This is a genomic window from Alloacidobacterium sp. (assembly GCF_035631355.1).
Lineage (GTDB): Bacteria > Acidobacteriota > Terriglobia > Terriglobales > Acidobacteriaceae > Alloacidobacterium.
Genome location: NZ_DASQIX010000103.1, coordinates 12,983 through 35,416, shown reverse-complemented (window position 1 = coordinate 35,416; position 22,434 = coordinate 12,983). Strand labels below are relative to the sequence as shown.

The 22,434-nt window shown below is 56.8% G+C and carries 21 protein-coding genes and 1 pseudogene; 15 read left to right on the top strand and 7 right to left on the bottom strand.

All coding sequences use genetic code 11. The features are described from left to right. Window positions 1–229: pseudogene (locus tag VEV40_RS18320) on the top strand (ATP-dependent DNA helicase RecG); the annotation flags it as partial. A 130-nt stretch (window positions 230–359) separates the two neighbouring features. Here the strand turns inward: VEV40_RS18320 and VEV40_RS18315 are convergent. Next, window positions 360–785, bottom strand: a complete 426-nt coding sequence (locus tag VEV40_RS18315; RefSeq protein WP_324834419.1) for a hypothetical protein — start codon at window positions 783–785, stop codon at window positions 360–362. An 81-nt stretch (window positions 786–866) separates the two neighbouring features. Between VEV40_RS18315 and acpS the strand changes: the two genes are divergently transcribed. The 9 genes from acpS to VEV40_RS18270 all read left to right on the top strand — a co-directional run bounded on the left by acpS (window position 867) and on the right by VEV40_RS18270 (window position 11,011). After that, window positions 867–1,256, top strand: a complete 390-nt coding sequence (acpS, locus tag VEV40_RS18310; protein ID WP_324834418.1) for a holo-ACP synthase — start codon at window positions 867–869, stop codon at window positions 1,254–1,256. Between the two features lie 120 nt (window positions 1,257–1,376). After that, on the top strand, window positions 1,377–2,453 hold the full coding sequence (locus tag VEV40_RS18305) for an MlaD family protein (protein WP_324834417.1): 1,077 nt from the start codon (window positions 1,377–1,379) through the stop codon (window positions 2,451–2,453). Window positions 2,454–2,732: 279 nt separating this feature from the next. Next, window positions 2,733–4,820: a M13 family metallopeptidase gene (locus VEV40_RS18300; RefSeq protein ID WP_324834416.1), complete on the top strand. Its 2,088-nt coding sequence runs from the start codon at window positions 2,733–2,735 to the stop codon at window positions 4,818–4,820. Between the two features lie 283 nt (window positions 4,821–5,103). Then, the gene (locus tag VEV40_RS18295) at window positions 5,104–6,444 is read left to right on the top strand and encodes a hypothetical protein (RefSeq protein WP_324834415.1); all 1,341 of its coding nucleotides are present in this window, start codon (window positions 5,104–5,106) and stop codon (window positions 6,442–6,444) included. Between the two features lie 173 nt (window positions 6,445–6,617). Continuing rightward, window positions 6,618–7,883, top strand: coding sequence for a lactonase family protein (locus tag VEV40_RS18290; RefSeq protein WP_324834414.1), 1,266 nt, complete (start codon window positions 6,618–6,620; stop codon window positions 7,881–7,883). Between the two features lie 62 nt (window positions 7,884–7,945). After that, window positions 7,946–8,785, top strand: coding sequence for a 3-deoxy-8-phosphooctulonate synthase (kdsA, locus tag VEV40_RS18285; RefSeq protein WP_414637858.1), 840 nt, complete (start codon window positions 7,946–7,948; stop codon window positions 8,783–8,785). Next, window positions 8,782–9,393: a thymidine kinase gene (locus tag VEV40_RS18280; RefSeq protein WP_324834411.1), complete on the top strand. Its 612-nt coding sequence runs from the start codon at window positions 8,782–8,784 to the stop codon at window positions 9,391–9,393. The genes kdsA and VEV40_RS18280 overlap by 4 nt, the downstream gene beginning before the upstream one ends. A 236-nt stretch (window positions 9,394–9,629) precedes the next feature. After that, window positions 9,630–10,340: an RNA polymerase sigma factor gene (locus tag VEV40_RS18275; protein ID WP_324834409.1), complete on the top strand. Its 711-nt coding sequence runs from the start codon at window positions 9,630–9,632 to the stop codon at window positions 10,338–10,340. Continuing rightward, window positions 10,337–11,011 carry an anti-sigma factor gene (locus VEV40_RS18270; RefSeq protein WP_324834407.1) on the top strand — a complete coding sequence of 225 codons (675 nt, stop codon included), beginning with the start codon at window positions 10,337–10,339 and terminating at the stop codon, window positions 11,009–11,011. The genes VEV40_RS18275 and VEV40_RS18270 overlap by 4 nt, the downstream gene beginning before the upstream one ends. Here the strand turns inward: VEV40_RS18270 and VEV40_RS18265 are convergent. The 3 genes from VEV40_RS18265 to rlmB are packed head-to-tail and all read right to left on the bottom strand — an operon-like array spanning window position 11,008 to window position 14,694. After that, a complete protein-coding gene (locus VEV40_RS18265) occupies window positions 11,008–11,994 on the bottom strand; it encodes a cyanophycinase (RefSeq protein ID WP_324834406.1) in 987 nt (328 codons plus the stop codon). The genes VEV40_RS18270 and VEV40_RS18265 overlap by 4 nt on opposite strands. 55 nt (window positions 11,995–12,049) lie before the next feature. Then, window positions 12,050–13,912: a hypothetical protein gene (locus tag VEV40_RS18260; RefSeq protein ID WP_324834404.1), complete on the bottom strand. Its 1,863-nt coding sequence runs from the start codon at window positions 13,910–13,912 to the stop codon at window positions 12,050–12,052. Next, window positions 13,912–14,694 carry a 23S rRNA (guanosine(2251)-2'-O)-methyltransferase RlmB gene (gene rlmB, locus VEV40_RS18255; protein ID WP_324834403.1) on the bottom strand — a complete coding sequence of 261 codons (783 nt, stop codon included), beginning with the start codon at window positions 14,692–14,694 and terminating at the stop codon, window positions 13,912–13,914. Before rlmB ends, VEV40_RS18260 begins: the two co-directional genes overlap by 1 nt. Window positions 14,695–14,806: 112 nt before the next feature. Here rlmB and VEV40_RS18250 point away from each other — a divergent pair, with 112 nt between their 5' ends. From VEV40_RS18250 to VEV40_RS18240, 3 genes are read left to right on the top strand one after another with little or no spacing between them, the layout of a single operon-like run. Next, on the top strand, window positions 14,807–15,496 hold the full coding sequence (locus VEV40_RS18250; RefSeq protein WP_414637857.1) for an RNA polymerase sigma factor: 690 nt from the start codon (window positions 14,807–14,809) through the stop codon (window positions 15,494–15,496). After that, window positions 15,493–15,876 (top strand): hypothetical protein, encoded by a 384-nt coding sequence (locus VEV40_RS18245; RefSeq protein WP_324834402.1) that lies wholly within the window; start codon window positions 15,493–15,495, stop codon window positions 15,874–15,876. The genes VEV40_RS18250 and VEV40_RS18245 overlap by 4 nt, the downstream gene beginning before the upstream one ends. Window positions 15,877–15,883: 7 nt before the next feature. Beyond that, window positions 15,884–16,426, top strand: a complete 543-nt coding sequence (locus VEV40_RS18240; protein ID WP_324834401.1) for a double zinc ribbon domain-containing protein — start codon at window positions 15,884–15,886, stop codon at window positions 16,424–16,426. Window positions 16,427–16,428: 2 nt separating this feature from the next. Here the strand turns inward: VEV40_RS18240 and VEV40_RS18235 are convergent, their stop codons facing one another. Together VEV40_RS18235 and VEV40_RS18230 are read right to left on the bottom strand one after the other, a co-directional pair. Beyond that, a complete protein-coding gene (locus VEV40_RS18235; protein ID WP_324834400.1) occupies window positions 16,429–17,142 on the bottom strand; it encodes a hypothetical protein in 714 nt (237 codons plus the stop codon). Continuing rightward, window positions 17,123–17,488, bottom strand: a complete 366-nt coding sequence (locus VEV40_RS18230) for a PadR family transcriptional regulator (RefSeq protein WP_324834399.1) — start codon at window positions 17,486–17,488, stop codon at window positions 17,123–17,125. The genes VEV40_RS18235 and VEV40_RS18230 overlap by 20 nt, the downstream gene beginning before the upstream one ends. Before the next feature lie 112 nt (window positions 17,489–17,600). On the opposite strand from VEV40_RS18230, the gene VEV40_RS18225 reads away from it, so the two are divergent. Together VEV40_RS18225 and VEV40_RS18220 are read left to right on the top strand one after the other, a co-directional pair. After that, complete coding sequence (locus VEV40_RS18225; protein ID WP_324834398.1) at window positions 17,601–17,945, top strand: PadR family transcriptional regulator; 345 nt, start codon at window positions 17,601–17,603, stop codon at window positions 17,943–17,945. A gap of 10 nt (window positions 17,946–17,955) precedes the next feature. Then, on the top strand, window positions 17,956–20,646 hold the full coding sequence (locus VEV40_RS18220) for an ABC transporter permease (RefSeq protein ID WP_324834396.1): 2,691 nt from the start codon (window positions 17,956–17,958) through the stop codon (window positions 20,644–20,646). Window positions 20,647–20,655: 9 nt separating this feature from the next. On the opposite strand, the gene VEV40_RS18215 is transcribed toward VEV40_RS18220, so the two are convergent. Then, window positions 20,656–22,392 carry a CRTAC1 family protein gene (locus VEV40_RS18215; protein ID WP_324834394.1) on the bottom strand — a complete coding sequence of 579 codons (1,737 nt, stop codon included), beginning with the start codon at window positions 22,390–22,392 and terminating at the stop codon, window positions 20,656–20,658. Window positions 22,393–22,434: the final 42 nt, after the last annotated feature.

Genomic DNA, 22,434 nt, shown 5'->3' with positions numbered 1-22,434 from the left:
TGATCTGCAACTGCGTGGGCCCGGGGAGTTTTTCGGGACGAGGCAGGCTGGGCTGCCTGATTTTCGCGTGGCGAACCTGGTGCGGGACCGGGAGTTGCTGGAGTTGGCGAAGACGGAGGCGGCGCGGTTTGTGGACCATCCAGAGGGTTCCGATGAGGAGAAGACTATGGTTCGCACGCGGCTCAGGGAGGCGTGGCAGCGGAGGTATGGCTTGGTGGAGGCTGGGTGAGTGTCATGCTTTCCCACGCTTTGACTTCGTCTCAGGATGGACACTGGGATTTGTGCTATGGCTCAAAAACCACAGGTCCTTCGACTCCGCAGCGCTTCGCTCAGGATGACACCTCTAAAAACCTGACAGATTACATTCTATTAACGGGGAGCTGGTTGTTTTTGCTGCCTTTGTTTTCGACAGGCGCGGCGAATACGAGCAAGCGGATGCGGGCGATGTCGTGGCCTTTGGTGGGCAGCAGGTCCTTGGTGCACTGGCAGAGTTCGGTCATGCTGAAGTGGGCATCGCAGCTCAGTTCGAGACCGGCGGCAATGAGCACGCTGTAAATTTCGAGGCTGATGGCGCGGGCAAATTCAAAGCTCATTTCGGCAGTGTCGGAACCGGGCAGGCTGCGTGACAACACCCATCCGCCGCACGCGAGTACAGCGCCCGTCAGGAAGCGAAGCGTGCGCTGCGGGCCTTCGGCGCAGGCTGCGGTCAGCCTGAGGTCCCACTCTACGAGTTCATCTGTATCCAGCACAGATACTTCATCGGGCAGGTAGAACCGAATCTTCACCGTTACCTGGAGACTCTTTGGTCTTGATTGGTAACAGCTCCTTAAGGCTGTGCTAAGGTGCATTCAGGAAAATTTTTGCTCATGCTGGTTGGCACAGGTATCGATGTTGTGGAAGTCGAGCGGATCGCGAAATCCATTGCCCGCTACGGCGACCACTTTCTGGAAAAAGTTTTTACTGTTAAGGAGATTGCCTTCTGTCGCCGCCGGCGCAACTTTGCGGAGAGCTTTGCCGCGCGTTTTGCGGCGAAGGAAGCCGGAGCAAAGGCACTGGGAACGGGCATTCAGCATGGCGTGACCTGGAAGGATCTGGAGGTGCGGCGACTGCCCGGGCAGCGGCCCACGCTGCATCTTTCCGGGCCGGCGCTGGAGATTGCCAACCGTCTCGGCGTGACGCATGTATCGCTTTCGCTCACTCACACAGCTTCGCTCGCGATGGCTTCGGTTCATCTTGAAACTGGCGAGACAAGATGATGACCTGTATGGTTTTGCAATGGCTAATGTTGTGGCGTCATCCAAACGAAAGCCGTGAGCTGACCGGTAGTGTTTGATATTCTCAAGTCTCAGCAGCAGTAGTTGTAACCGAGGAGGTCCGTGCCAAGCCAGCAGGAAGTTCAGTGGTCACAACTGAAGGTGGGCGTGCTGGTGCTGGTGGCGCTGGCTGCTCTCACTGCGCTGGTGTTTCTCATGTCGGGCAACACGGGTGGCTTCCTATCGGGCAAGATTACGGTGCGGTCCTATTTTGAGAACTCCGCTGGATTAAAGATTGGCGCGCCGGTGAACCTTGAGGGTGTGACCATCGGCAATGTGAAGAGCATCCGCATTGTGCCGGAACGCAAATTGACGCCGGTGGAAGTGACGATGCGAATCAGTAAGAAGTTTCTGTCTGCGCTTCACACGGATTCGAAGAGCAGCCTGGAGACGATTGGGGTTCTCGGCGACACAGTTGTTGATATCAACAGCAAGTTCGCGACTGGCGGGCCGATTCAGGACAACTCCGAATTGCAGACCACGGAGACGCCCAATCTGACTGACGTGATCAAATCGAGCCAGGGGACGATTGAGCAATTGAACACGATTCTAGCGAAGGTCGATAACCTGGTGGATGCGCTCAACAGCGGCAAAGGCTCGATCGGCATGCTCATTAATGACCCTACGCTATATAACCGCGCCATTAGCGCATTGAATGAGATCCAGGGCCTGGTGGACCAGATTAGCAATGGCAGAGGCTCGATCGGGAAACTGATTGCTGACGACACGCTATATAACCGCGCCAATGCGACGGTGGGCAAGCTGGAAGACATGGCCAATGACCTGGATAACGGTAAAGGTTCTATCGGTAAGCTGCTCAAGGACGACACGCTCTACAATAACCTGCGCGAATCCACACAGAATCTGAACTCGCTTCTGAAGGACATCAACGCCGGCAAGGGCAGCATCGGCATTCTGGCCAAAGACCCGAACTTCGCGCACAAGCTGAATGACACGGTCACAAAACTCGATTCAATCCTGAACCGCGTCGACAATGGCGAAGGCACAATCGGGCAACTAGTTGTCAATCGCAGCCTGTATGACCATTCGGACCAGATGATTCAGAATACGAACGATCTGATTACGGCGATCAGGCAGAATCCGAAGAAATATCTCACGATACATTTGAAGATTTTCTGAAGCACGTCGGCGCTTTGCGCCTCCTGTCAACGAGTCAGCGCGCCTTCCGGCGCAAGCGGGTCAGCCAAAATGCATCGCTGAAAAGCAGATGCTTCGCTCAGCATGACAATGCTTGTTGTTGATATGTAGCTGACTCGCTGACGTGAAGTGCTGACCTGCTGACTTGCTGCCCGTCGTGTTACGCTTTTGTGCGGACACAGTTTAGTGCTGCTGTGCCACTTCCCGGCCAGCACCTCATCGCGAACTCGAAAGGTGCGGCCTGCCTATCGAGGGACCTATATGCAATCGATTCGTATTGCGTCGGTGCTGTTGCTCTGCACCGGCTTCGCCGTTGCGCAACAACCTGCAGTGACTCATCCAGCGCTAGCGGCTTCCGATCAGCCATCAAGCTCGGCTCCTGTTGAACCTAAAACCCCGCACAGTTTCGATCTTTCAGCCATCGACAAGACGGCCGATCCCTGCACGGATTTCTTTCAATACGCCTGCGGCAACTGGCGGAAGGACAACCCCATCCCAAGCGACCAGACGCGCTGGGGGCGCTTCAATGAGCTCTCCGAGCACAACCGCTATCTGCTTTATCTGGACCTGAAGAAAGCGGCAGACTCGCCGAAGACGGAGTTGCAAACGAAGTACGGGGACTTCTTCGCCGCCTGTATGAATACCGACCTGGCGAACCAGCTTGGGGACAAGTCAATTCAGCCCATGCTGGCGCATATTGACAGCATCACGGACAAGAAGCAGCTTGGCCTGCTGATCGCGCACCTGCAAACAGATGCCGGCGTGCCTGTGTTCATGCGCTTCCGCGTGCAGCAGGACCAGAAAGACTCGAGTAAACAAATCGCAACTGCGGGGCAGGGCGGGCTGGCGCTTCCCGACCGCGATTATTACCTCGAAGACAATCCGCGCATGGAGAAGATCCGCGGACAATACCACGATTACGTAGTGGGAGTGTTCAAGCTTATCGGCGATTCCGAGGACAAAGCTGAGGGCGAGGCAAAGAGCGTCATGGAGATTGAGACGGCGCTGGCAAAAGGTTCGTTGCCGCGCGTGGAACTGCGCAATCCTGACAACGTGTACCACATCATGAAAGTAACCGACCTCGATACACTCGAGCCGGACTTAGACTGGGCAGCATACATCGGCGCGCTCGATGCGCCGCATTTCGACACGTTGAACGTAGCCACACCGGGGTTCTTCAAGGCGATGAACCAGGTAGTCGAAGACCAGAGTCTCGACAGCTTGAAGAGTTATCTGCGATTCCATACGGCCAATACATTTGCTCCATGGCTTTCAAGCAATTTTGTCGATGCAAATTTCGATTTCTTCCAGAAAACTCTGCAGGGGCAGGTGGAACAGACGGCACGCTGGAAGCGGTGCACGACTCTTACCGATCGATCGATGGGCGAGGCTGTGGGTCAGGACTGGGTCAAGGAGAATTTCCCTCCTTCCGCCAAAGAGAATATGGAAAAACTAGTGGCCGCTCTGAAGCAGGCGCTGGCGCAGGATATCCAATCCCTGCCCTGGATGAGCGAGGACACCAAGAAACAGGCAGAGGTCAAGCTGGCTGCCTTTCGCCAGAAGATTGGCTATCCAGACAAATGGCGCGACTATTCGAAGCTGGAGGTGAAGCGCGATGATCTTGTCGGCAACCTGCGGCGTTCGGCAGCATTCCAGTGGAACTGGGAAATCAACCATCTGGGCAAGCCTGTGGACGAGAAGGAGTGGGGCATGACACCGCCAACGGTCAATGCCTATTACAACGATGGCATGAATGACATCAACTTCCCGGCCGGCATTCTGCAGCCTCCGTTTTACGACAATGCGAAAGACCCGGCTGTGAACTTCGGCGCCATCGGCGTTGTCATTGGCCACGAAATGACCCACGGCTTCGACGACCAGGGCAGCAAGTACGACGCCAAGGGCAACGTGAAGAACTGGTGGACGCCTGCGGACAAGAAGGCCTTTGACGAGCGTACGGACTGCGAAGTGAAAGAATATGACGGCTTTGAACCTGTTTCTGGAACGCATCTGAACGGCAAGCTGACGTTGGGCGAGAACACAGCCGACAACGGCGGCTTGCGCATCGCCTACCAGGCGCTGATGAGCACGCTGGCCGACGAAAATAAAAGTGCGGACACGAAAATCGACGGCTACACATCGCCGCAGCGGTTCTTTATCGCGTATGCCCAGGTATGGTGTGAAAACCGCACCGCTGAAGTGCAGCGTGTCGCGGCAAAGACCGATCCACATTCGCCGGGGATGTTTCGGGTGAACGGAGTTGTACGGAATTTCGACGAATTCGGCAAGGCATTCGGCTGCAAGAAAGGCCAACCGATGATGCCGGACGATGCTTGCAGGGTCTGGTAGCTGCCAGGGCACAGGGCACAGAAAACCCAGGTCTTAAAAGCGAGACCTGGGGCACCCTCATTTTGCTCAGCAAAAATTTCCTGGCCCTCGTGCTTACGGTTTCAAAGCAAAAAAAGTCTGTACTACAGCAAACATAAAACAGGCCCCAACACGCTTAAGAGAAGTAAATTCTGAGACCTGCGACCTGTGCCCTAAAACGTTTGCGTGTTTTACAATGCAAAGGGGAGCCATTTCCCGACCCAGTTGCCTGCGCCATCCTTTATGGCCAGGATGAAGGAAGCGCATGAAGTTTAGAAAAATTGGCCAGATATCTTTGGCTGCGGTGGTGTCCCTTGTCCTGATGTTCGGAACCACCTCGTGCATGAATGACTACACAGTAGCGTTCGTCTTCACAGTAGGAACCCAGTACAACCAGATCAGTTCTTTCAAAGAAAGCTATGAAACAGGCGCTCTGGTAAACGCGCCCGGCTCGCCTTTCGGCTCCGGCGGGACATCTCCAATTCGCACCTTCGTGCTCAGCGGCGGCCGCTATATGTACGTCCTGAATGAAGGGGCCGAGCAGGTTGATGCGAGCGGCAACATCAGTTACACGGGCGCGAACATTTCGCTCTTCAGTATCGGCGGCAATGGAACGCTGGCCTTCCAGGCGAGCTATACCAGCCAGGGCACGAACTCAATCCGCTTCCTCCCGGATACAACAGGGAAATACCTGTTTGTGCTGGATACCTATGCGCCGGTCGCTACCGGCGCGGTAACGCCGCCGGCCAGCATGAGCGCGGACTATCCGTGCCAGGGACCGGACGGCAAATACTATCCGACGGGTGACATCACCGCCTTCAGCATTGACCCGAATACAGGCCGTCTGTCGATCATCACCAACCAGCAGCAACAGAATTCCAATGGCACCCAGCTGACCTACTTCCCGGTGGGATGTTCACCAGTGGACTTCACCATCTCTTCGGGCTTCGTCTTCACGGCGGATGCCGGCAGCAAGTCTAACAATGACGTGCAAACGGTCTTTCCATATCAGCTGAACGCGTCGAGCGGGCAACTTACGCTGACGCAGAATTCACCACTGGTGATGGGTACCCAAGGGATGACAGCGATCAGCACGGCGCAGGGATCGAACCTGAACGGCAGCAAATATATTTACATTCTGGATGGCGCCGCCAACAGTGGGTCGGGGGAGATTCTTCCCTTCACTGCGGGCACGAATGGCGCTCTGCAGGCACTGACAAACGGCGCTGTGGCCAATGATGCGACTGCATCGAATCCGGTTTCGCTGGTGGTGGACAGCAAAGGCAAGTATCTGTTTGTGGTAAGCGCAGGACCGACGTCAGGCATCGTGAATCCGATCAGCCAGATTACGGGATGGACGATTGACCCGACCAACGGCACTCTGCAGCATATCGCTGGCGAGCCCTTTGGCACCGGATCGGGAGTGAACTGCATTGTCCAGGACCCATCGAACCAGTACATCTATTCGTCCAGCTTTAATGATAGTCAGATCACGGGACGGATTCTCGACCCGAATACGGGCAATCTGACGCTGTTGCGCCGAGGCTCGACGTTTAACTCAGTGGGCAATCCAACCTGGTGCTCTGTGAGCGGGCGCACCACGTAGGCGGGAAACAAGCAACACCAGAGGCAGGCGGCCTGTGAAAAACGGAGGGCCGCGCTACTCAGGAGTGGCCGCACTAATGTAGCCGAAAGCGGACGCGAACTTTTACAATGCAAGGGGAACAACCCCTTAGAAAAAAGAAGCCTGTGCCGCATGGGACAGGATGAAGGAAGCGCATGAAGTTGAGGAAATCGGGCCGGACGCTACTGGCCACCGCAACAACTCTGGGACTGGGTCTCGGTCTTACGTCCTGCAGTCCAAGTAACACTGTTGACTATGTTTATGTCACTGCCTCCAAGGCAAACCCAGGCCAGATCAGCGTCTACAGGGCCGATTCCGAATCGGGAGCGCTGACGCAGATACAGGATTCGCCTTATCCCTCGGGCGGAAGAAACCCGGTCGGCGCGGTAACTTCGCCAGATGGCAAGTATCTCTATGTCATCAACAAGGATGACAACAGCATCGTGCAGTTCGCCATCGGCACCGATGGAAAGCTGTATCCGCAGCAGACCTGCAATACTCCGGGATCTGCGCCAGTGGCGCTGGCGATCAACAAGAGCGAAACGCTGCTCTACATTGTTGACTTTTACTCGCCTACCACGCCAGGCGGCCCGGTTTACAGCAGCGCCAATCCTGGGCCCGGAGCTTTAGTCGCATATACGGTAGACAAGTCGTCGGGCAAGATCGGTGGCGGTAATTGCACTCCAGTCCAGCAGACCTTCGTTGATACGAACAATGTGACCCAGACGGCTACGTATGTTCCGGTTGGCTTCAGTCCGACAGGCGTGAACGCGCTGGCTAACGGCAATTCGGTGTTTGTGAGCGCGCAGGATGCTTTGCCCTCGGCGACGAGCACTCTGGGTGAAGTGGATGCCTTCGACGTGGATTCTAACGGCGTATTGTCAGCAGTAACCAAGTATCCGACCGGCACAACGCCGTCGGCGATTGCCAGCGATCCAACGAACCGTTTCCTGTATGTGACGGACAGCCGCCAGAACCAGCTGATTACTTACACGATTCTTTCGACCGGCATTTTGAATCCCAGCCAGAACCCGCCGATCAAGACGGACACCTTCCCGGTAGCCATCACGGTCGACCCGCGTGGAACTTACATCTACGTTGCTAATTACAATTCCGCTGACGTAACGGCCTACGCGATCAATCAGTCCACCGGAACGCCTTCTTCTGTTGCCGGAGCAAGCTCCTACGCCACGGGCGCCGGACCTTCCTGCGTGATTGTGGAACCGGCCCTGGGACGCTTCATTTACACTGCGAACTTCATCGACAACACGGTCACAGGCTTTCAGTTAAATCCGAACACAGGCGCGCTTACTTCCAACCAGAACTCGCCGTATCTGGCGGCTGGACAGCCGACCTGCGCCGCAGCCATTCCGCACGGCAATCACTCGACACAATCTGTTTCGGCGACTGCCGGCAGCTAAGCAATTTTCCTCATCTTTATGATCAGGCCCGCCCTCACCGGCGGGCCTTTTTGTGTGATTGAATGAGGGATGTGAGTCGTGAATTTGAAGTCGGCAACGTGCACATCGGGTCGGGCAAGCTGTTTCTGATTGCCGGGCCCTGCGTGATTGAAAGCGAAGCACATGCGCGCAAGATGGCGGACGCTATTCAGCGCATTACTTCTGATCTGGGTGTTTCCTATATATTCAAAGCGTCCTATGACAAGGCCAATCGCACTTCGGTTGAGAGTTTTCGCGGGCCCGGACTGATAGAAGGCACGGCCATCCTGCGCCGCCTGGCTGAGGCGACCGGCTTGCCTGTTTTGACAGACGTGCACGAGCCAGCGCATTGCGAAATTGCGGCCGAGGGCGCAGATGTACTGCAGATTCCCGCGTTTCTGTGCCGTCAGACTGACCTGATTCTGGCCGCCGGGCGCACCGGGCGGGCCGTCAACGTAAAGAAAGGCCAGTTCGTCGCTCCTGGAGACATGAAGCACACGGTGGGCAAGCTTTTGACCACTGGCAACAACCGCTTCTTCCTGACAGAACGAGGCGCGAGCTTTGGATACAACAATCTTGTCGTAGACATGCGCTCGTTGCCCATCATGCGGAAGCTGGCGCCAGTGGTGTTCGATGGCACGCACTCCGTGCAGACGCCTTCGGCGGCAAACGGGGTTTCCGGTGGACAGCCGGAGTTTATTCCTGTGCTGACGCGGGCCGCAGTTGCAGCGGGCGTGGATGGAATTTTCCTCGAAGTGCATGACAATCCTGCGGAAGCAAAGTCGGATGGAGCGAATGCTCTCGATCTGAAATACTTGGGCCCATTACTAGAGACGCTTTTGGCCATCCATGAAACGGCTCAGGTGAAGGCGGTTGGCCAATGACGTCTGTCGTGCAGCCGGGGCGCGTGGAAGTCATTACCGGCCCGATGTTTTCCGGTAAGTCAGAAGAGTTGATCCGACGCCTGAAGCGGGCAAGGATTGCGAAACAGCGCGTAGTCTGCTTCAAGCCGGACATCGACCTGCGGTATCACAAGACCGCCATCGCCTCGCACAGCGCGCAGACGCATGACGCCTGCGTAGTCGCTAATGTAGACCGGCTGCGGGAGGCGCTCTTCGCGCAACTCGACGAAATTGAAGTTGTTGGGATCGACGAAGCGCAGTTCTTTGACGAGGGGCTGGTTGCGCTGTCACTGGAATTGATCCATCTGGGCAAGCGTGTGCTGATTGCCGGGCTGGACACGACCTTTGCCGGCGAACCTTTTCAGCCTATTCCCGATCTGATGGCCATAGCCGATGAAGTCGTCAAGCTTTCTGCTGTCTGCATGGCGTGCGGCGCTCCAGCGATTCATACACAGCGCCTGGGCGCGAGCCAGGAATTGGTCGTGGTCGGCGCGGCAGGCATGTATGAGGCGCGTTGCCGGGCGCATTTTGAGCCATTTGCCGATTCGGAACAATTGGAGTTGCCCGTTAGCGCCAAAGCGGTCAGCTAAACTAGTAAAACTGCTGAAAGCGCTGACCGGACCCTAGCTAACCAGTTCATTGCTGACCTCCCTTTAGCCCTTTTCAGGGAACCAAAATCCGCAGTTCCGGTGTCTAAGCAGGTAGAGTGAGCGAGACACTCGGCCGCCGGCGGTTTAAGTTCAACATGCGATAGGCCGCTGACCAGCCTGAGCGTGGGGAATGCCAGACCTCTTGACTATTTGGTACTGTAGGAGGATATTCCGAGGTGCAAGCAGGAACGGCAGTGGGAAATCTGGCGAGCGTTGTTGCCATCCGCCCCGAAGAGGCGGATGTTGTTGCGGAGCTGAAAGCCGGCTCTGAAGAGGCCTTTGCGTGGCTGATCTCGACCTATCACCAGCCTATCTATAGCGTCATTGCGCGTATGCTGCAGAACCCGGCAGACGCCGCCGACGTGACGCAGGACGTATTCGTTAAAGTCTTCCGCGGCATCGACGGTTTTCATGGCGAATCGAGCCTGCGCACTTGGCTCTACCGCATTGCCCTGCACGAAGCGTCCAATCAGCGCCGCTGGTGGTCTCGGCATTGCCGTCAGGAAGTTACCATCGAGGCCGAAACAGGACACTCCGCCGACGGTCAGGCACTCTGCATCAAGGACACTCTGGTCGATGAAAATGAATCGCCTTTTGATATGGCGGCGCATGAAGAAATCCGCGCGCGAGTGGAAGCCGAACTGCGCGAGATCCCCGATCCGTTCCGTTCAGTGCTGGTTCTGCGCGACATCGAAGGCCTGACCTACGAAGAAATCGCCGAGATTCTGAACGTGCAGCTCGGCACGGTAAAGTCGCGACTGATGCGCGGCCGCGCCCAGATCAAAGCACGCCTTACTCCTTTTGCCGAAGCGGCTGCCAAGCATCCAGCCGGAACCGCGCGGCGCCCTGTATCTGCCGTTGCCTGTGTTGTGAAGGAGGCCCAATGAGCAAATGCAGCAGCATTCGCTCCCAATTCTCGGAATACCTTGACGGAGCGATCACGGGAGTGGCCATGCAGGAAGTGGCTGCGCATCTGGAGTCATGTCGGAAGTGCTCTGCGGAATTTGGCCGCTGGCGCGCGACACAACAGATGCTTGCCGCTCTCGGCCCGGCAAAAGCGCCGGAAGATATGGCGCTGCGGCTGCGCGTGGCTATTTCTCAGGAAAAAACACACACACCAAAGCGGAGCCTTGCGCGGTGGCAGGTGCGCTGGCAGAACACAGTCGCCCCTTTTCTACTTCAGGCGTCGGCAGGTCTGGCCAGCGCCGTTCTGTTGATCGGCACCGTCGGGCTGCTGGTGGGCGCGGTCGCCGTCCCTGAAACTGCCAGGGCGGGCGATCAGCCGCTGGGAAATGCCTCGGGGCCGCATTTCCTTTATTCAGCCGCCTCTACGTCCTCAATCGGCGACCGCGGCAATCCTGTGGTAGTTGAGGCCTATGTGGATGGCTCGGGACGCGTCTACGACTACCAGATCGTCGCAGGCCCGACCGATCCTCATACGCGCTCGCAGGTGGAAAACCAGCTTCTATTCAGCGTCTTTGCCCCCGCGCGCTTTTTTGGTCAGCCGGTACGCGGTCTTGTAGTGTTGTCCTTCGCCGGCGTTTCCGTTCAGGGTTAATAAACCTTCCCGCCTTCTTGCGTTGAGTGGATCACTCCCGCATCAATGCTCAACTGATACCTCTCTGAATCGCCGCTCCATAAGCGCATATCAAAGCCGCCGCCGGGCAAGACTTTCTGCACCTGGAAACCTTGCGCTGTGAGCGGCAATCCATCTTTCAGCACAGCTGCTTTTGTCGAGAGAGAAAGGAAGTACGCTGCGCCGGAACCAACAATGGTTGCGCGCCCGTTCGGTTCCATAAGGGCGGCGGTGCGCTCATCGATGCCAATTCCCTTCACCGAAAGCAGCGAGTTGTCATCCAGGATACGCGCCATGAAGACAAGCAGGCGGCCCATGCGGTCGCGGGTGACAAAATGCGTATCCATGATGGTATTTTTCAGCGCGGGATCATTGAGAAAATCATGAGCGATGATTACGCGCGGCTGAAATGGATTGCTGAGCGCCAGCGTCGAGGTGAGGTCCGGACCATCGAACGGATCGTTCTGCGCCGAGTAGACGTACTCGCCCTGCACGGCTAGTCCTGCGCTGGTGCCACCGATTGGGACCTCCTTTTTGATGGCCGCGTTGAGCTGCGTCTGCACCGGAGTTCCCTGCCAGAAGTTGATGTAGTTGGCCTGGTCTCCGCCAGCGATGAAGATGGCTTCCGCCCTGCTGATCGTCTCCGCTACGAAGGGATCGGATGCTGCGGCCAGGTTTGGAATGACCAGCGTCGCTACGGAATTTACATGGCACAAGCCTTGTACATAGGAATTGTATGCGTCCGTGCCCGTAGCGCGCAGGATGAGGAAGTCGCCTCCACCAGACCGCTCGCATAGCCAGCGAAATGCTGGGTCCAGGTCCTTGCCGCCGCCCATGAGGGCGAAGCCGGGTTGCGTTTTGGTTGTGATGTCATTCGGGTTGCCGATTCTGAAGTAGCGGTAGGGATCGGGTGTCTGGGCATATGACGAAAAAACCTGCAGCAACAGAAAGGCAACGGCAACCATACAGCGTTTGCAATAGAACTTAACCATGTTGCATTCAGCTTATAGCCTCAGTGTTCTATTGCCTTGCATTTGTCATATTGATGTCGCGGCGATGGACGCTGGCCTGCACCTCGGGGACGACTCCATCGTTCACAATGACCTCGGTTGGCAACCCGGGCACCAACATGCGGTGCGTGACTTTGGACCGTCCGGCAATGAGAACGCGCGCGGTTTGCGATCCTCCCTGAGAGCGGACAGTTACGGGCACTTCAGCCGCAGCGTAGCCATCGTTTGCCAGATCTATTGCCACGAGATATTGTCCCGCCTGCGATGATGCTGTCGGGTAGACGCCGGCGATGGATAGGTCGGGCAGACCCTTGTCGTGATAGACCCAATCGTCAAAGAACCACTTGAGGTCTTTGCCGCTGGCCTGCTCCACCAGATGCTCAAAGTATTCGGGCGCGGTGTCCTGCTTCGGATCGTAGGCGCGGAGAGCCGCGGAAAGCGCCTTATCACCCGCGAGGTCGCGCAGCATCCAGAGCACATAGGTTGCTTTGTCACGGAAATAGACGGCATCGGAGGCGTCGATGAGCGGTTCTCCGGGACTCTCGCCTGGGCTTGAGGGCTCGCCCAGCGCCAGACCTCCGCGCGTCGCTTCAAGATGTTCGAGCGCAGCATCGCGGCCTTTTGTCTGCTCGATCCATAACGTGCCCATGAAGTTGGGCACACCCTCGTTCAGCCATTCACGCGGCGACTGGAAGTATCCGTGCGCCATGCTGTGGCTCAAGATGTTGGCCAGTTGTTGCGGTTCAAGCATCTGCAAACCGGTTGCGGTCACGGCTCCCTGCTCAAAGGCGGCATCACGCTTCTCAGGCAGGTCGAAGATGGTCAGCGGCTCTTTCGGCTTGCTGCCGAGCCACTGCTCAATGAGCGGCTGCACCATGGTCGCTGCCGTCTGATAGCCCTGAACGTTTGGCTCATCGTAATCGGCGGCAAGGATGCGTATGCCATTCGCTTCATGGGCGATGCGCGGAGCGAGGAACAGGTTGAGGGTTCCGAAGCCGAGGCGCATGGCCGGCAAGGCGAATGTCACAATGCCGGGAAAAGACTCTGTTGGTGTAACTGCCGGAGCCGGGACTGCGACGCAATGCCCGTCGATAACGGCGGCATTCGGCGGTGTTCCGGTGAATTCGGCGGTGACTCGGACTGCGGCCTGTGCATTCTGCGAGCGCAGCTTCTGACGCCCAATTTCAGTGAAAAGCTTCGCGCCATCTCCAAGAGCAGCGGGCAAGGATGACACCGGATACCAGACTGCGTCACCGAAGCCTCGTAGGCCGGTGAAATCCTCGGAGATTTCATCCCAATCGGACTGCTGCGCTAGATCGGTAGGCGCACCGATGGTTTCCAGCCTTTTTATCGAGGCTGGCATTGCGCCGCTGTAAACAATATCCAGCGTCAGCTCTGATTTTGGCGCGAACGGCTTTGGCGGAACTACAACCGCTTCGGTCAACTGGCCGGTGTGGTCGGCGTCGCTGTTGATGAGTTGCTGTGTGAGCTGAAGCTTTTGGCCCTCGATACTGATGGTTTCAAATTTGAGCGATGAAGAAAGCTGTAGAGGAAGTCTGGCCAGGGCCTGCGCGCCGTCATTCCGAACGGTCACATGGGCGCGCACGGCAATGGCCTGGGATTTCAACATCAGATGCACGTCGAGATCATAGGCGGTGAAGGTCAGGGCGGATCGCTCGGCGTCACTAAGTTTCACTTGCGCAGATTGCTGCTCTTTTGCCGCAGGTTGCTCCGCATCACTCGATGAGTGCGAGAAGAGGACCTTGCCCCGAGGCGGCGGAAGCTGGCCTTCCTGATTTTGAGCGGGTGTTTGTTGCGCGAAGGCAACGGCACTGCATATGACTGCCGCGAGAAGCGGCCTTACTACCATCATCAAACTGAACCTAGACCTTTTTGTTTTTTCTGGGGTGCTGATGTCTTTGGCTGCACTTGCGCTGCGCGGCGTTGACGCGCGGCTTCATAAAGCACCACTGCTCCAGCCGCCGAAACATTCAGCGACGCAACTTTGCCCGCCATGGGAATGCGCAGCAAGCGATCGCAATGCCGCCGCACCAGATCGTGCAGGCCCGCGCCCTCTCGTCCCAGAACCAATACACAGTTAGACGTGAAATCGAACTCATCGTAAGACATGGTTCCTCGCTCGTCGAGTCCGACGCACCAGAGGTTGTGTTCCTTTAGTTGTTCGAGAGCGCGGCTCAGGTTGACGACGCGGGCGATGGGCACATGCTCGGCTGCTCCGGCTGAAGCCTTGATGGCCACCGGGCTCAACGGCGCCGAACGGCGCTCGGTTAGGATGACGCCATCTGCTCCGGCGCCATCAGCTGTGCGCAGAAGCGCGCCCAGGTTCTGCGGATCTTCGACGCCGTCCAAAGCCAGCAAGAAGCGCGGCCCAGGGCCGTCGAGCAGGTCTTCGAGTTCGAGCATGGCCTTTGCCCGGACGATGGCCACGACGCCCTGATGTCCAGCGGTTTTGGCCAGCTTCGTCAGGTGGTCGCGTGGTTCAAAGCGCAGGCGAACGCCGGCTTCGCGGCACACGTCGATGACGCGTTGTAACCGCTGGTCATGCCGCTCGCGAGCGAAGCAGATGTGATCGAATTGGCGGCTTCCGGCGCGCAGCGCTTCTTCCACCGGATGCAGGCCGTAAAGAACTTCCATCTTCTCCAGTGTATCGCTTGCTCCGCCCCGCCTATCTGCCGGATAATAATAGTGTTAGTGGACCGCTCCTCACGCTGCGCCGTATGGCCCATCCGCTGCCAGGAATTTCACCATGAGTCCGATAAAAAAAGTACGGAATCTTATTTCTAAAAGCGTCTTTCACGACGCGGGCCACGTCTCTCAACCTAGCATGAGCACGGCATCCCTCTCACTCACAGCACAGACGCGGCAGGAGAATGTCCTGATCGCACAGGGATTGAAGCGCCACGACGAAGGCCTGCTGGATGAGTTGATTGTGCAGTATCAGCACCGGCTGTTGCGATATCTGCTGTACCTGACAGGAAATCGTGAGGTGGCCGAAGACCTCTTCCAGGACACGTGGATGCGCGTGCTGGTGCGCGGCGCGCAATACAATGGCAACGCCCGCTTCGATACGTGGCTTTTCACCATTGCGCGCAATCTCGTGATTGATATGCGGCGCAAGCGGACCATGATGAGTTTGGAAGAATTGTGCGAAAACGCCGAAGATGAGCGTACCTTCGAGGTCCCCAGCAACGGGCCAAACCCGTTCGATCTTTATCAGGGATATGAGAACGGCCGGCTTGTGGCTAAGCTGCTTTTGACCCTCGATCCCCTGCACCGCGAAGTGCTGGTGCTGCGCTTCCACGAAGAACTTTCACTGGACGAGATCTCCCAGGTCACGGCTGCTCCTTTGTCTACCGTAAAGTCGCGCTTGTATCGCGGGCTGGCTGCACTAAAGCCCCGGCTTGAAGCAATGACGCGGCAACAGGAGGCGTTGTGAAGCAACCTGGCCCCCCAACAAATCCACCAGATCCGCAGATGGTGGAAATGCTTGCCGGCATGAACGCTGCCGCTGACAGGCAAATTGTTCAGCGGACGCGGCGTGCTGTGATGCAGGCAGCGGCTGATTTGCGCGAGCAGCGGCGGCGCAATCGCCGGAACATAGCGATTGTATCGATGGTATTCATTGCGCTTTCCGCACTGCTGACACCAGCCATCTGGAGTACGATTGATGATTATTTTGGGGGCGAGCAATTTTTTGAACTACCGGAAATGATCACTGTGCTGGCTCTGGTCCTCTTTTCCGCTGTGCTCGGTGTGCTTCTGATCAGTTTCAGGGACCAGGGCCCCTTGCGCTTCGGGCGGCATGAACGCCGCTAGTTAAATTATGGAGACGAACTATCCAATTCGGACAGAAGAAGAAAGCTCATTCTCCAATGAACTGAGGCTGATTCCGCGTTGGTCTATTGCCGCGGCGGTTTTCGCTTTTGTGGGAATGGAGTATCTCTTCTGGGTAGTCTTTCCCCATGAGAGCCATCATCACCCGCCAATAGGCATCCGCCTCTATCTGGCGATCACTTGGGGCCTTCTCGCTTCTCTTTACATGCTCATGGTGGGCTACGTCAGCAATGATTCTCCACGCCGCGGCATGAGCACGCGCATCTGGATCATCATCTGCCTGGTCATGCCAGGAGGCATTGGCGCCGTCCTCTATTTCCTGCTGCGCCAGCCGATCATTTCTCTCTGCCCAGCCTGCGGTACGCGGGTGCAGAGCGAATACCACTTCTGCCCGCAATGCGCCTATCAGGTTTCCGCAGCATGCGGGAACTGCTATCGCAGCGTGCGCATCACCGACCTCTATTGCGTGCACTGCGGACACGACCTCGCTTCGGACAACCGCCCTGCCCGACTGCACGCGTTCAGCGACTGATATCACGCACAGGTTGCGGATCTGCCGAATGAGCGTGCCTTGAGTACTCGCCAAAGGAGATACGGCAGAATCGAGAGCAAAAGAAGTGTCAGGCAATTCAAAATACTGCCTTGAAGTGAAGGTTCCAGAGCAAATCTCATGCCAACATGTTCAGCCCCGCCGGAAACGCGGCCTGCGTGGATCTGAGCAGTCCCACCGATGAGAGCGATTACGGTAATTCCGAAGGCTGGCCACATCACTTTGAGTCGTTGGCGGGCCGCGATGATTCCGATTCCCCAGCCAATAAGAAGAGGCGCAGTGAAGTAGGTCAGCTTGCCGACGCCAAAATAGAAAATCGCCAAGCCGTGGATGGGTACGAATGGCGTCTCGGTTTCCGGCAGAAAAATCCTCCAGCCCGACCACAAAATGAATAGGGCGAAGCACCATGCCGAGACGAGAACAAAGAGCGGCGCAAGACCGAAGCACGCCCACGGTGCGCGCGAACACCATGATTGAAACTGACGTTTCTCGGTCATCGCCCTGGCAAGATTGTCCATGCTGCCGAGCCTCACAAACGCGGCAGATTCCGCATCCGCGCGGTCGCAGCCTGCCTGCTCTTCTTCCGCAGTCAGATCTGTGAGGTGATCGGCCAACTCACTTAGATAGCGCCGCACATGCCGTGGCGCGACTCCGGCCTGCAACAGACGCTCACGAAGTTCATGGAATGGCTTCGGCATATTTTCCTCCCTTCAGCATCGTTTGAATTGCAGCCGCAAGATTGGTCCAGTTCTGCGCCAGATCAGCCAGACGGCGTGCTCCCGCCGGTGTGACGGAATAATAAATCCGGCTGCGGCCATTCACAGTTATGCGCCGCGACTTTAGCGCTCTGTCATTCTCGAGCGCATGCAGCACCGGGTAGACTACGCCTTCACCAATAGTGATTACCGCTTCGCTGCGGCCGCGGATGGCTTGAACAATCTCATAGCCATACATCTCCTCATGCTGGAGCAGCCGGAGAATGAGAAGTTCAGGGACTCCATTCATGAAATTCGGATTGGTCTCGCACGACGCCATCGAAAGCATTTTATACCTCGTAGTTCAAGGTATAAAGGGAAGAAAATGCTGGCTAACCGCGCCGATCAAATTATCTTTAAAATACCTATTCTAAAAATAGTTATCCTGATATAGTTCGGCAATGGCGAAAAATCCCAAACATCGCGACCTCTTCCCCGGCGCGCTGGAGATCATGATCCTCCAATCACTGCGGCTGAAACCTATGCATGGCTATGCGCTGGTGAAACACATCAAGCAAGTTTCTGACGACCTGCTCCAGGTTGAAGAAGGCTCGCTCTATCCGGCGCTGCAGCGAATGCTCAAAGAAGGGTTGTTGGAAGCTGAGACTGGAACCTCGGCCAAGGGCCGGCCAACACGAATCTATCGGCTGACAGATGCAGGCATTCGTCATCTCGAAAAAGAGGTAGTGAGCTTCGAGAGGATGTTTGCCGGCTTTACTCGTGTGCTTGCCGCAGCTAAAGCATAGGGGGTGTGGATTGTCACTGTTCAGCCGCTTCTTCTTCCGGAATCGCCGATATGATGACATCTCCGTTTCGATTCAGGAGCACCTCGACGAACGGATCGATGAATTGATGGAGGACGGCATGTCGCGCGACGAGGCTGAACGAAGCGCACGCCGCGAGTTCGGCAATGTAACACTCCTCCAGGAGCGGAGCCGCGAAGTGTGGCAGTGGCAGAGACTCGAATCGCTGCTGGTGGACCTGAAACATGTATGCCGCCGGTTGCGGCGGTCGCCGGGGTTCGCAATCACGGTGGTGCTCACGCTGGCCATCGGCATCGGCGCGAATACGGCAGTGTTCAGTGTGCTGAACAGCGTGCTGCTCCGGCCCTTGCCGTACCCTCAACCGGAACAACTGGTTGCGTTACATCTGAACGCCCCCGGTGCCCCTGGGCTGGCCGATTTCCGTGATGAGCTGCGCCTCTCGGCGTCGATGTACCTCACCTTTGCAAAGCATAACCGCGCATTCCAAACGGTAGGGGTGTGGCTGCCGGGAACAGCGAGCATCACGGGCATCGCGCAGCCGGAACAGGTCAACACGGCGCTGATCACGGACGGCGTTCTCCAGACTTTAGATGTGCCGGCCGCCCTCGGGCAATGGCTCACCGCAACAGACCAGGACCCGCGCGGAAGCCATCGCGTAATGCTCAGCTATGGATACTGGCAGCGCCGCTTCGGCGGTGACCCGAGCGTAGTAGGCCGCACCATTGACGTTGACTCCCAGCCGCGTGAGATCGCTGGTGTGATGCCGCGCGGATTCATGATGGTCAATTACGACTTCGATCTGATCATGCCGTTGGCCTTCGATCCGGTCAATGAACCGCTGGCTGGTTTTGGGTACCACGGCATCGCGCGGCTCCGGCCGGGCGTTACTATCTCCCAAGCCAATGCCGATATAACGCGTCTGATCAATGTCTGGATGGACTCGTGGACGAACGGTCCCGGCATTGATCCGTATTTTTATAAAACGTGGAAGATCACGCCTGCGCTTCGGCCTTTGAAGGACCAGGTGATCGGCAGTGTAGGCAATGTGCTGTGGGTGGTGATGGCGACCATAGGGATCGTCATGTTGATTGCGTGCACTAACGTAGCCAACTTGCTCCTCGTACGCGCCGATGCGCGACAACAGGAGCTCGCCGTGCGCTCCGCACTCGGCGCCGGCAGATGGCGAATTGCCCGCGAGCTGCTGTTGGAGAGCGTAACGCTTGGCCTGTTGGGCGGCGCAGTCGGCATAGGAGTTGCGTACGCGGGACTACACCTCCTGACTGCAATCGGACCGGAGAATCTGCCGCGTCTGAGCGAGATTTCCCTCGACGCCCGATCACTGGCATTCACACTGATACTCTCAGTGCTCTCAGGTCTGATCTTCGGGTCCATCCCGGTGTTCCGTTACGCGCTTTCGCGACACGCCGTACCACTTCTCGGCACAGTTCGGACAGCAAGCGTAAGCCACGAGCGCCAGCGTGGACGCAACCTGCTCGTCGTAGCGCAGGTTGCTATGGCACTGGTGCTGCTGATCAGCGCCGTGTTGATGATCCGTACCTTCGATGCGATGCGCCATGTCGATCCCGGCTTCTCCGATCCCTCATCGCTGCAGGTGATGCGCCTTTCAATTCCGGAACAGCTCGTCCGCGATCCCCAAATGGTCCTACGGACTCAGAACAACATTCAGGACAAGCTCGCAGCAATTCCCGGAGTTTTCTCCGCTGGGTTCGCTGCTTCGGTTCCCATGAGTGGAGCAGAACCGAATTGGGATGAAATCTACGCAGAAGGGAAAAAATCGGAAGGCGAGGATACACCCCTGCGCCTCTTCAACTACGTTTCGCCAGGTTACTTCTATACTGCCGGCACAAGAATCGTTGCCGGACGTGATTTCACATGGGCGGATATATACGGGTTGAGACCCGTGGGCATCCTGTCCGAAGGCCTGGCTCGTGAGCTATGGGGGTCGCCCAGCGCAGCAATTGGCAAGCGCTTCCGCGAATTTCCCAGCATGCCGTGGCATGAAGTAGTCGGTGTAGTCCAGAATGTGCGTGAGAACGGTGTCGATCAGATCTCTCCTGCAACTGTGTACTGGCCATCGCTGATGGGCGATCTTTACGGTCCTGGACCGGTCAATGTAAGGCGCAATGTCTACTTCGCGATGCGCAGCAACCGCGCCGGAACACAAGCATTTATCCACGAAATGCAGCAGGCCGTCTGGGCAGTGAACTCGAATCTGCCGTTATCTGACATCAGCACCATGCAGGAGATCTACAGCGAATCCATGGCGCGTACCTCGTTCACGCTTGTCATGCTGGCCATTGCAGGGATGATGGCGCTCGCTCTCGGCATCCTCGGCATCTACGGCGTGATCTCGTATGCCGTCTCGCAGCGCGCACGCGAGATCGGCATCCGCATGGCGCTGGGCGCGAAAAAGAGTGAACTGGCGTGGATGTTTGTTCGCTCAGCGCTGGTGCTTACCGGAGTGGGCACGGCTGTTGGCCTCGGCGCGGCAGCCATACTGATGCGTCTCATGCGAACGCTCTTGTTTGGCATCAGCCCACTCGATCCGGTCACGTTCACAGCCGTACCGCTTGTCCTCGTTGCCGCAGCGGCGCTGGCAAGCTATCTGCCAGCGCGCCGCACCGCTGCTGTCGATCCAGTCGAAGCGCTTCGGGCCGAGTAATTACGGCTGTCACTGATCGGAGGCCTCTGGAAGCCTAGAGGGATTGCTCCTGGTAGGCCTGGCAAATCGCTGGGGGTTCAGCTGATCGGTGCCTTCCTCGATCAGGTAGAATTTGTCGGCTTCTACGTTGTGGAATGTTTGTTGTAGACCGCTGGGCCATTTGATCTCGACCGTTTCAGCACGAGCGGTTTTCCCCAAGCCAAAATTCGCGCGCAAATCGCTTTGCGAAAGGTAGCTCCCACCACCTTCAATTTCTCGAATTTGCGAAATGCCGCCAGAGAGAATCCGTATCCGAGCCCCCATAGCGTCACGATTGCTCTTAGTTCCCACGAGTTTGAAATTCAGGAAGTGATTGCCATTACCGCCGCTATTGTGCAGTAACAGAGGCGCATCTCCGTTGTTGGCGACCACAACATCGACGAATCCGTCATTGTCAAAGTCCGCAAACGCGACCCCGCGACCAGCATAAGGGGTATCAAACCCATTCCCCGCTGACTTGCTCACCTCCACAAATTTGCCGTTATGTTCATTGTGAAAAAGAGAGTTCAGCTGCTTGTAGTGCGTCCCCGGCGACGCCTGCTCCACTTCGGGATACACGTGACCGTTGGCAATAAACAGATCGAGCCAACCGTCGTTGTCGTAGTCGAAAAAACCTCCGCCAAAGCTCAGGACATTATGAGTCGCCCGCGTAATTCCGGACTGGTCGCTGACTTCGTCGAAGAAGCCCTTGCCATCATTCAGCCAAATGTGGTCAGAAGCTAGTTGAAAATCAGAGATGTATAAATCGAGCCAGCCGTCGTTATTGAAGTCTCCAAGCGAGATACACATCGCAGCCATCACGCCACCCTGTTCTCTGAAGGCCATGCCGCTGAGTCCGCCAATCTCCTCAAACGTGCCATCGCGTTTGTTGTGGTAGAGATAAGCATTCAGCCCATCGTTGGCGACGAAGAGGTCGGGCCACCCATCGTTGTCATAATCAGCGGCGCCTACCGAAAGATTCTTTCCCTCACGCTGATAGATTTTGGCTTTGGCGGTAACGTTGGTGAAGGTGCCATCTCCATTGTTGTGATAGAGGGCGTCGGGACTGCCATGGTAAACATTGGGAGGACAACTGCTTTGTACTCCGCCCAGGTCGCAATAGCGCTTGTCACCCAGTTCGACGTAACTGCCGACGTAGAGATCGAGCCGGCCATCGCGATCATAGTCAAAGAATGTCGCTCCCGAATGAAATGCGCCTGACTCTGTGCCGGCAACTCCAGCCTTGTCGGTTACATCGGTAAATGTCCCATTTTCGTTGTTGTGATAAAGAACGTTGCGGCCGTACTGGGTAACGAACAGGTCGGGAAATCCATCGTTGTCGTAATCGCCCCAGACGCATCCCAACCCGTAACCCGTACCAAGCACCCCTGCCTTTTCGGTTACATCAGTAAATGTGCCATTGCCATTGTTGCGATAAAGCGCGTTGCGAACAGAGATGCCACGGTTGTACAGATCGCGCCCGTTTACAAAATAGATGTCGGGCCACCCATCGCCGTCAAAGTCGGCCACGCAGACTCCAGGGCCGAACTCCTCTCGGTTGATGGAGATGCCTTTGTTGCCCTTGAAGTGAATAAACTTGATGCCAGCCGCCGCCGTAGAGTTCTTGAATTCAATGGGACTCGCCTGTTGTGCCTGTGCATGGCTCGAAATCCAGAGCGAGGCAAAAAGTAGACACACGAGGAAGAACACGCCAAACTTAACCCTCACGCACCGGTATTTCGAACAAGACAGGTTTATCACTGTGGAAGT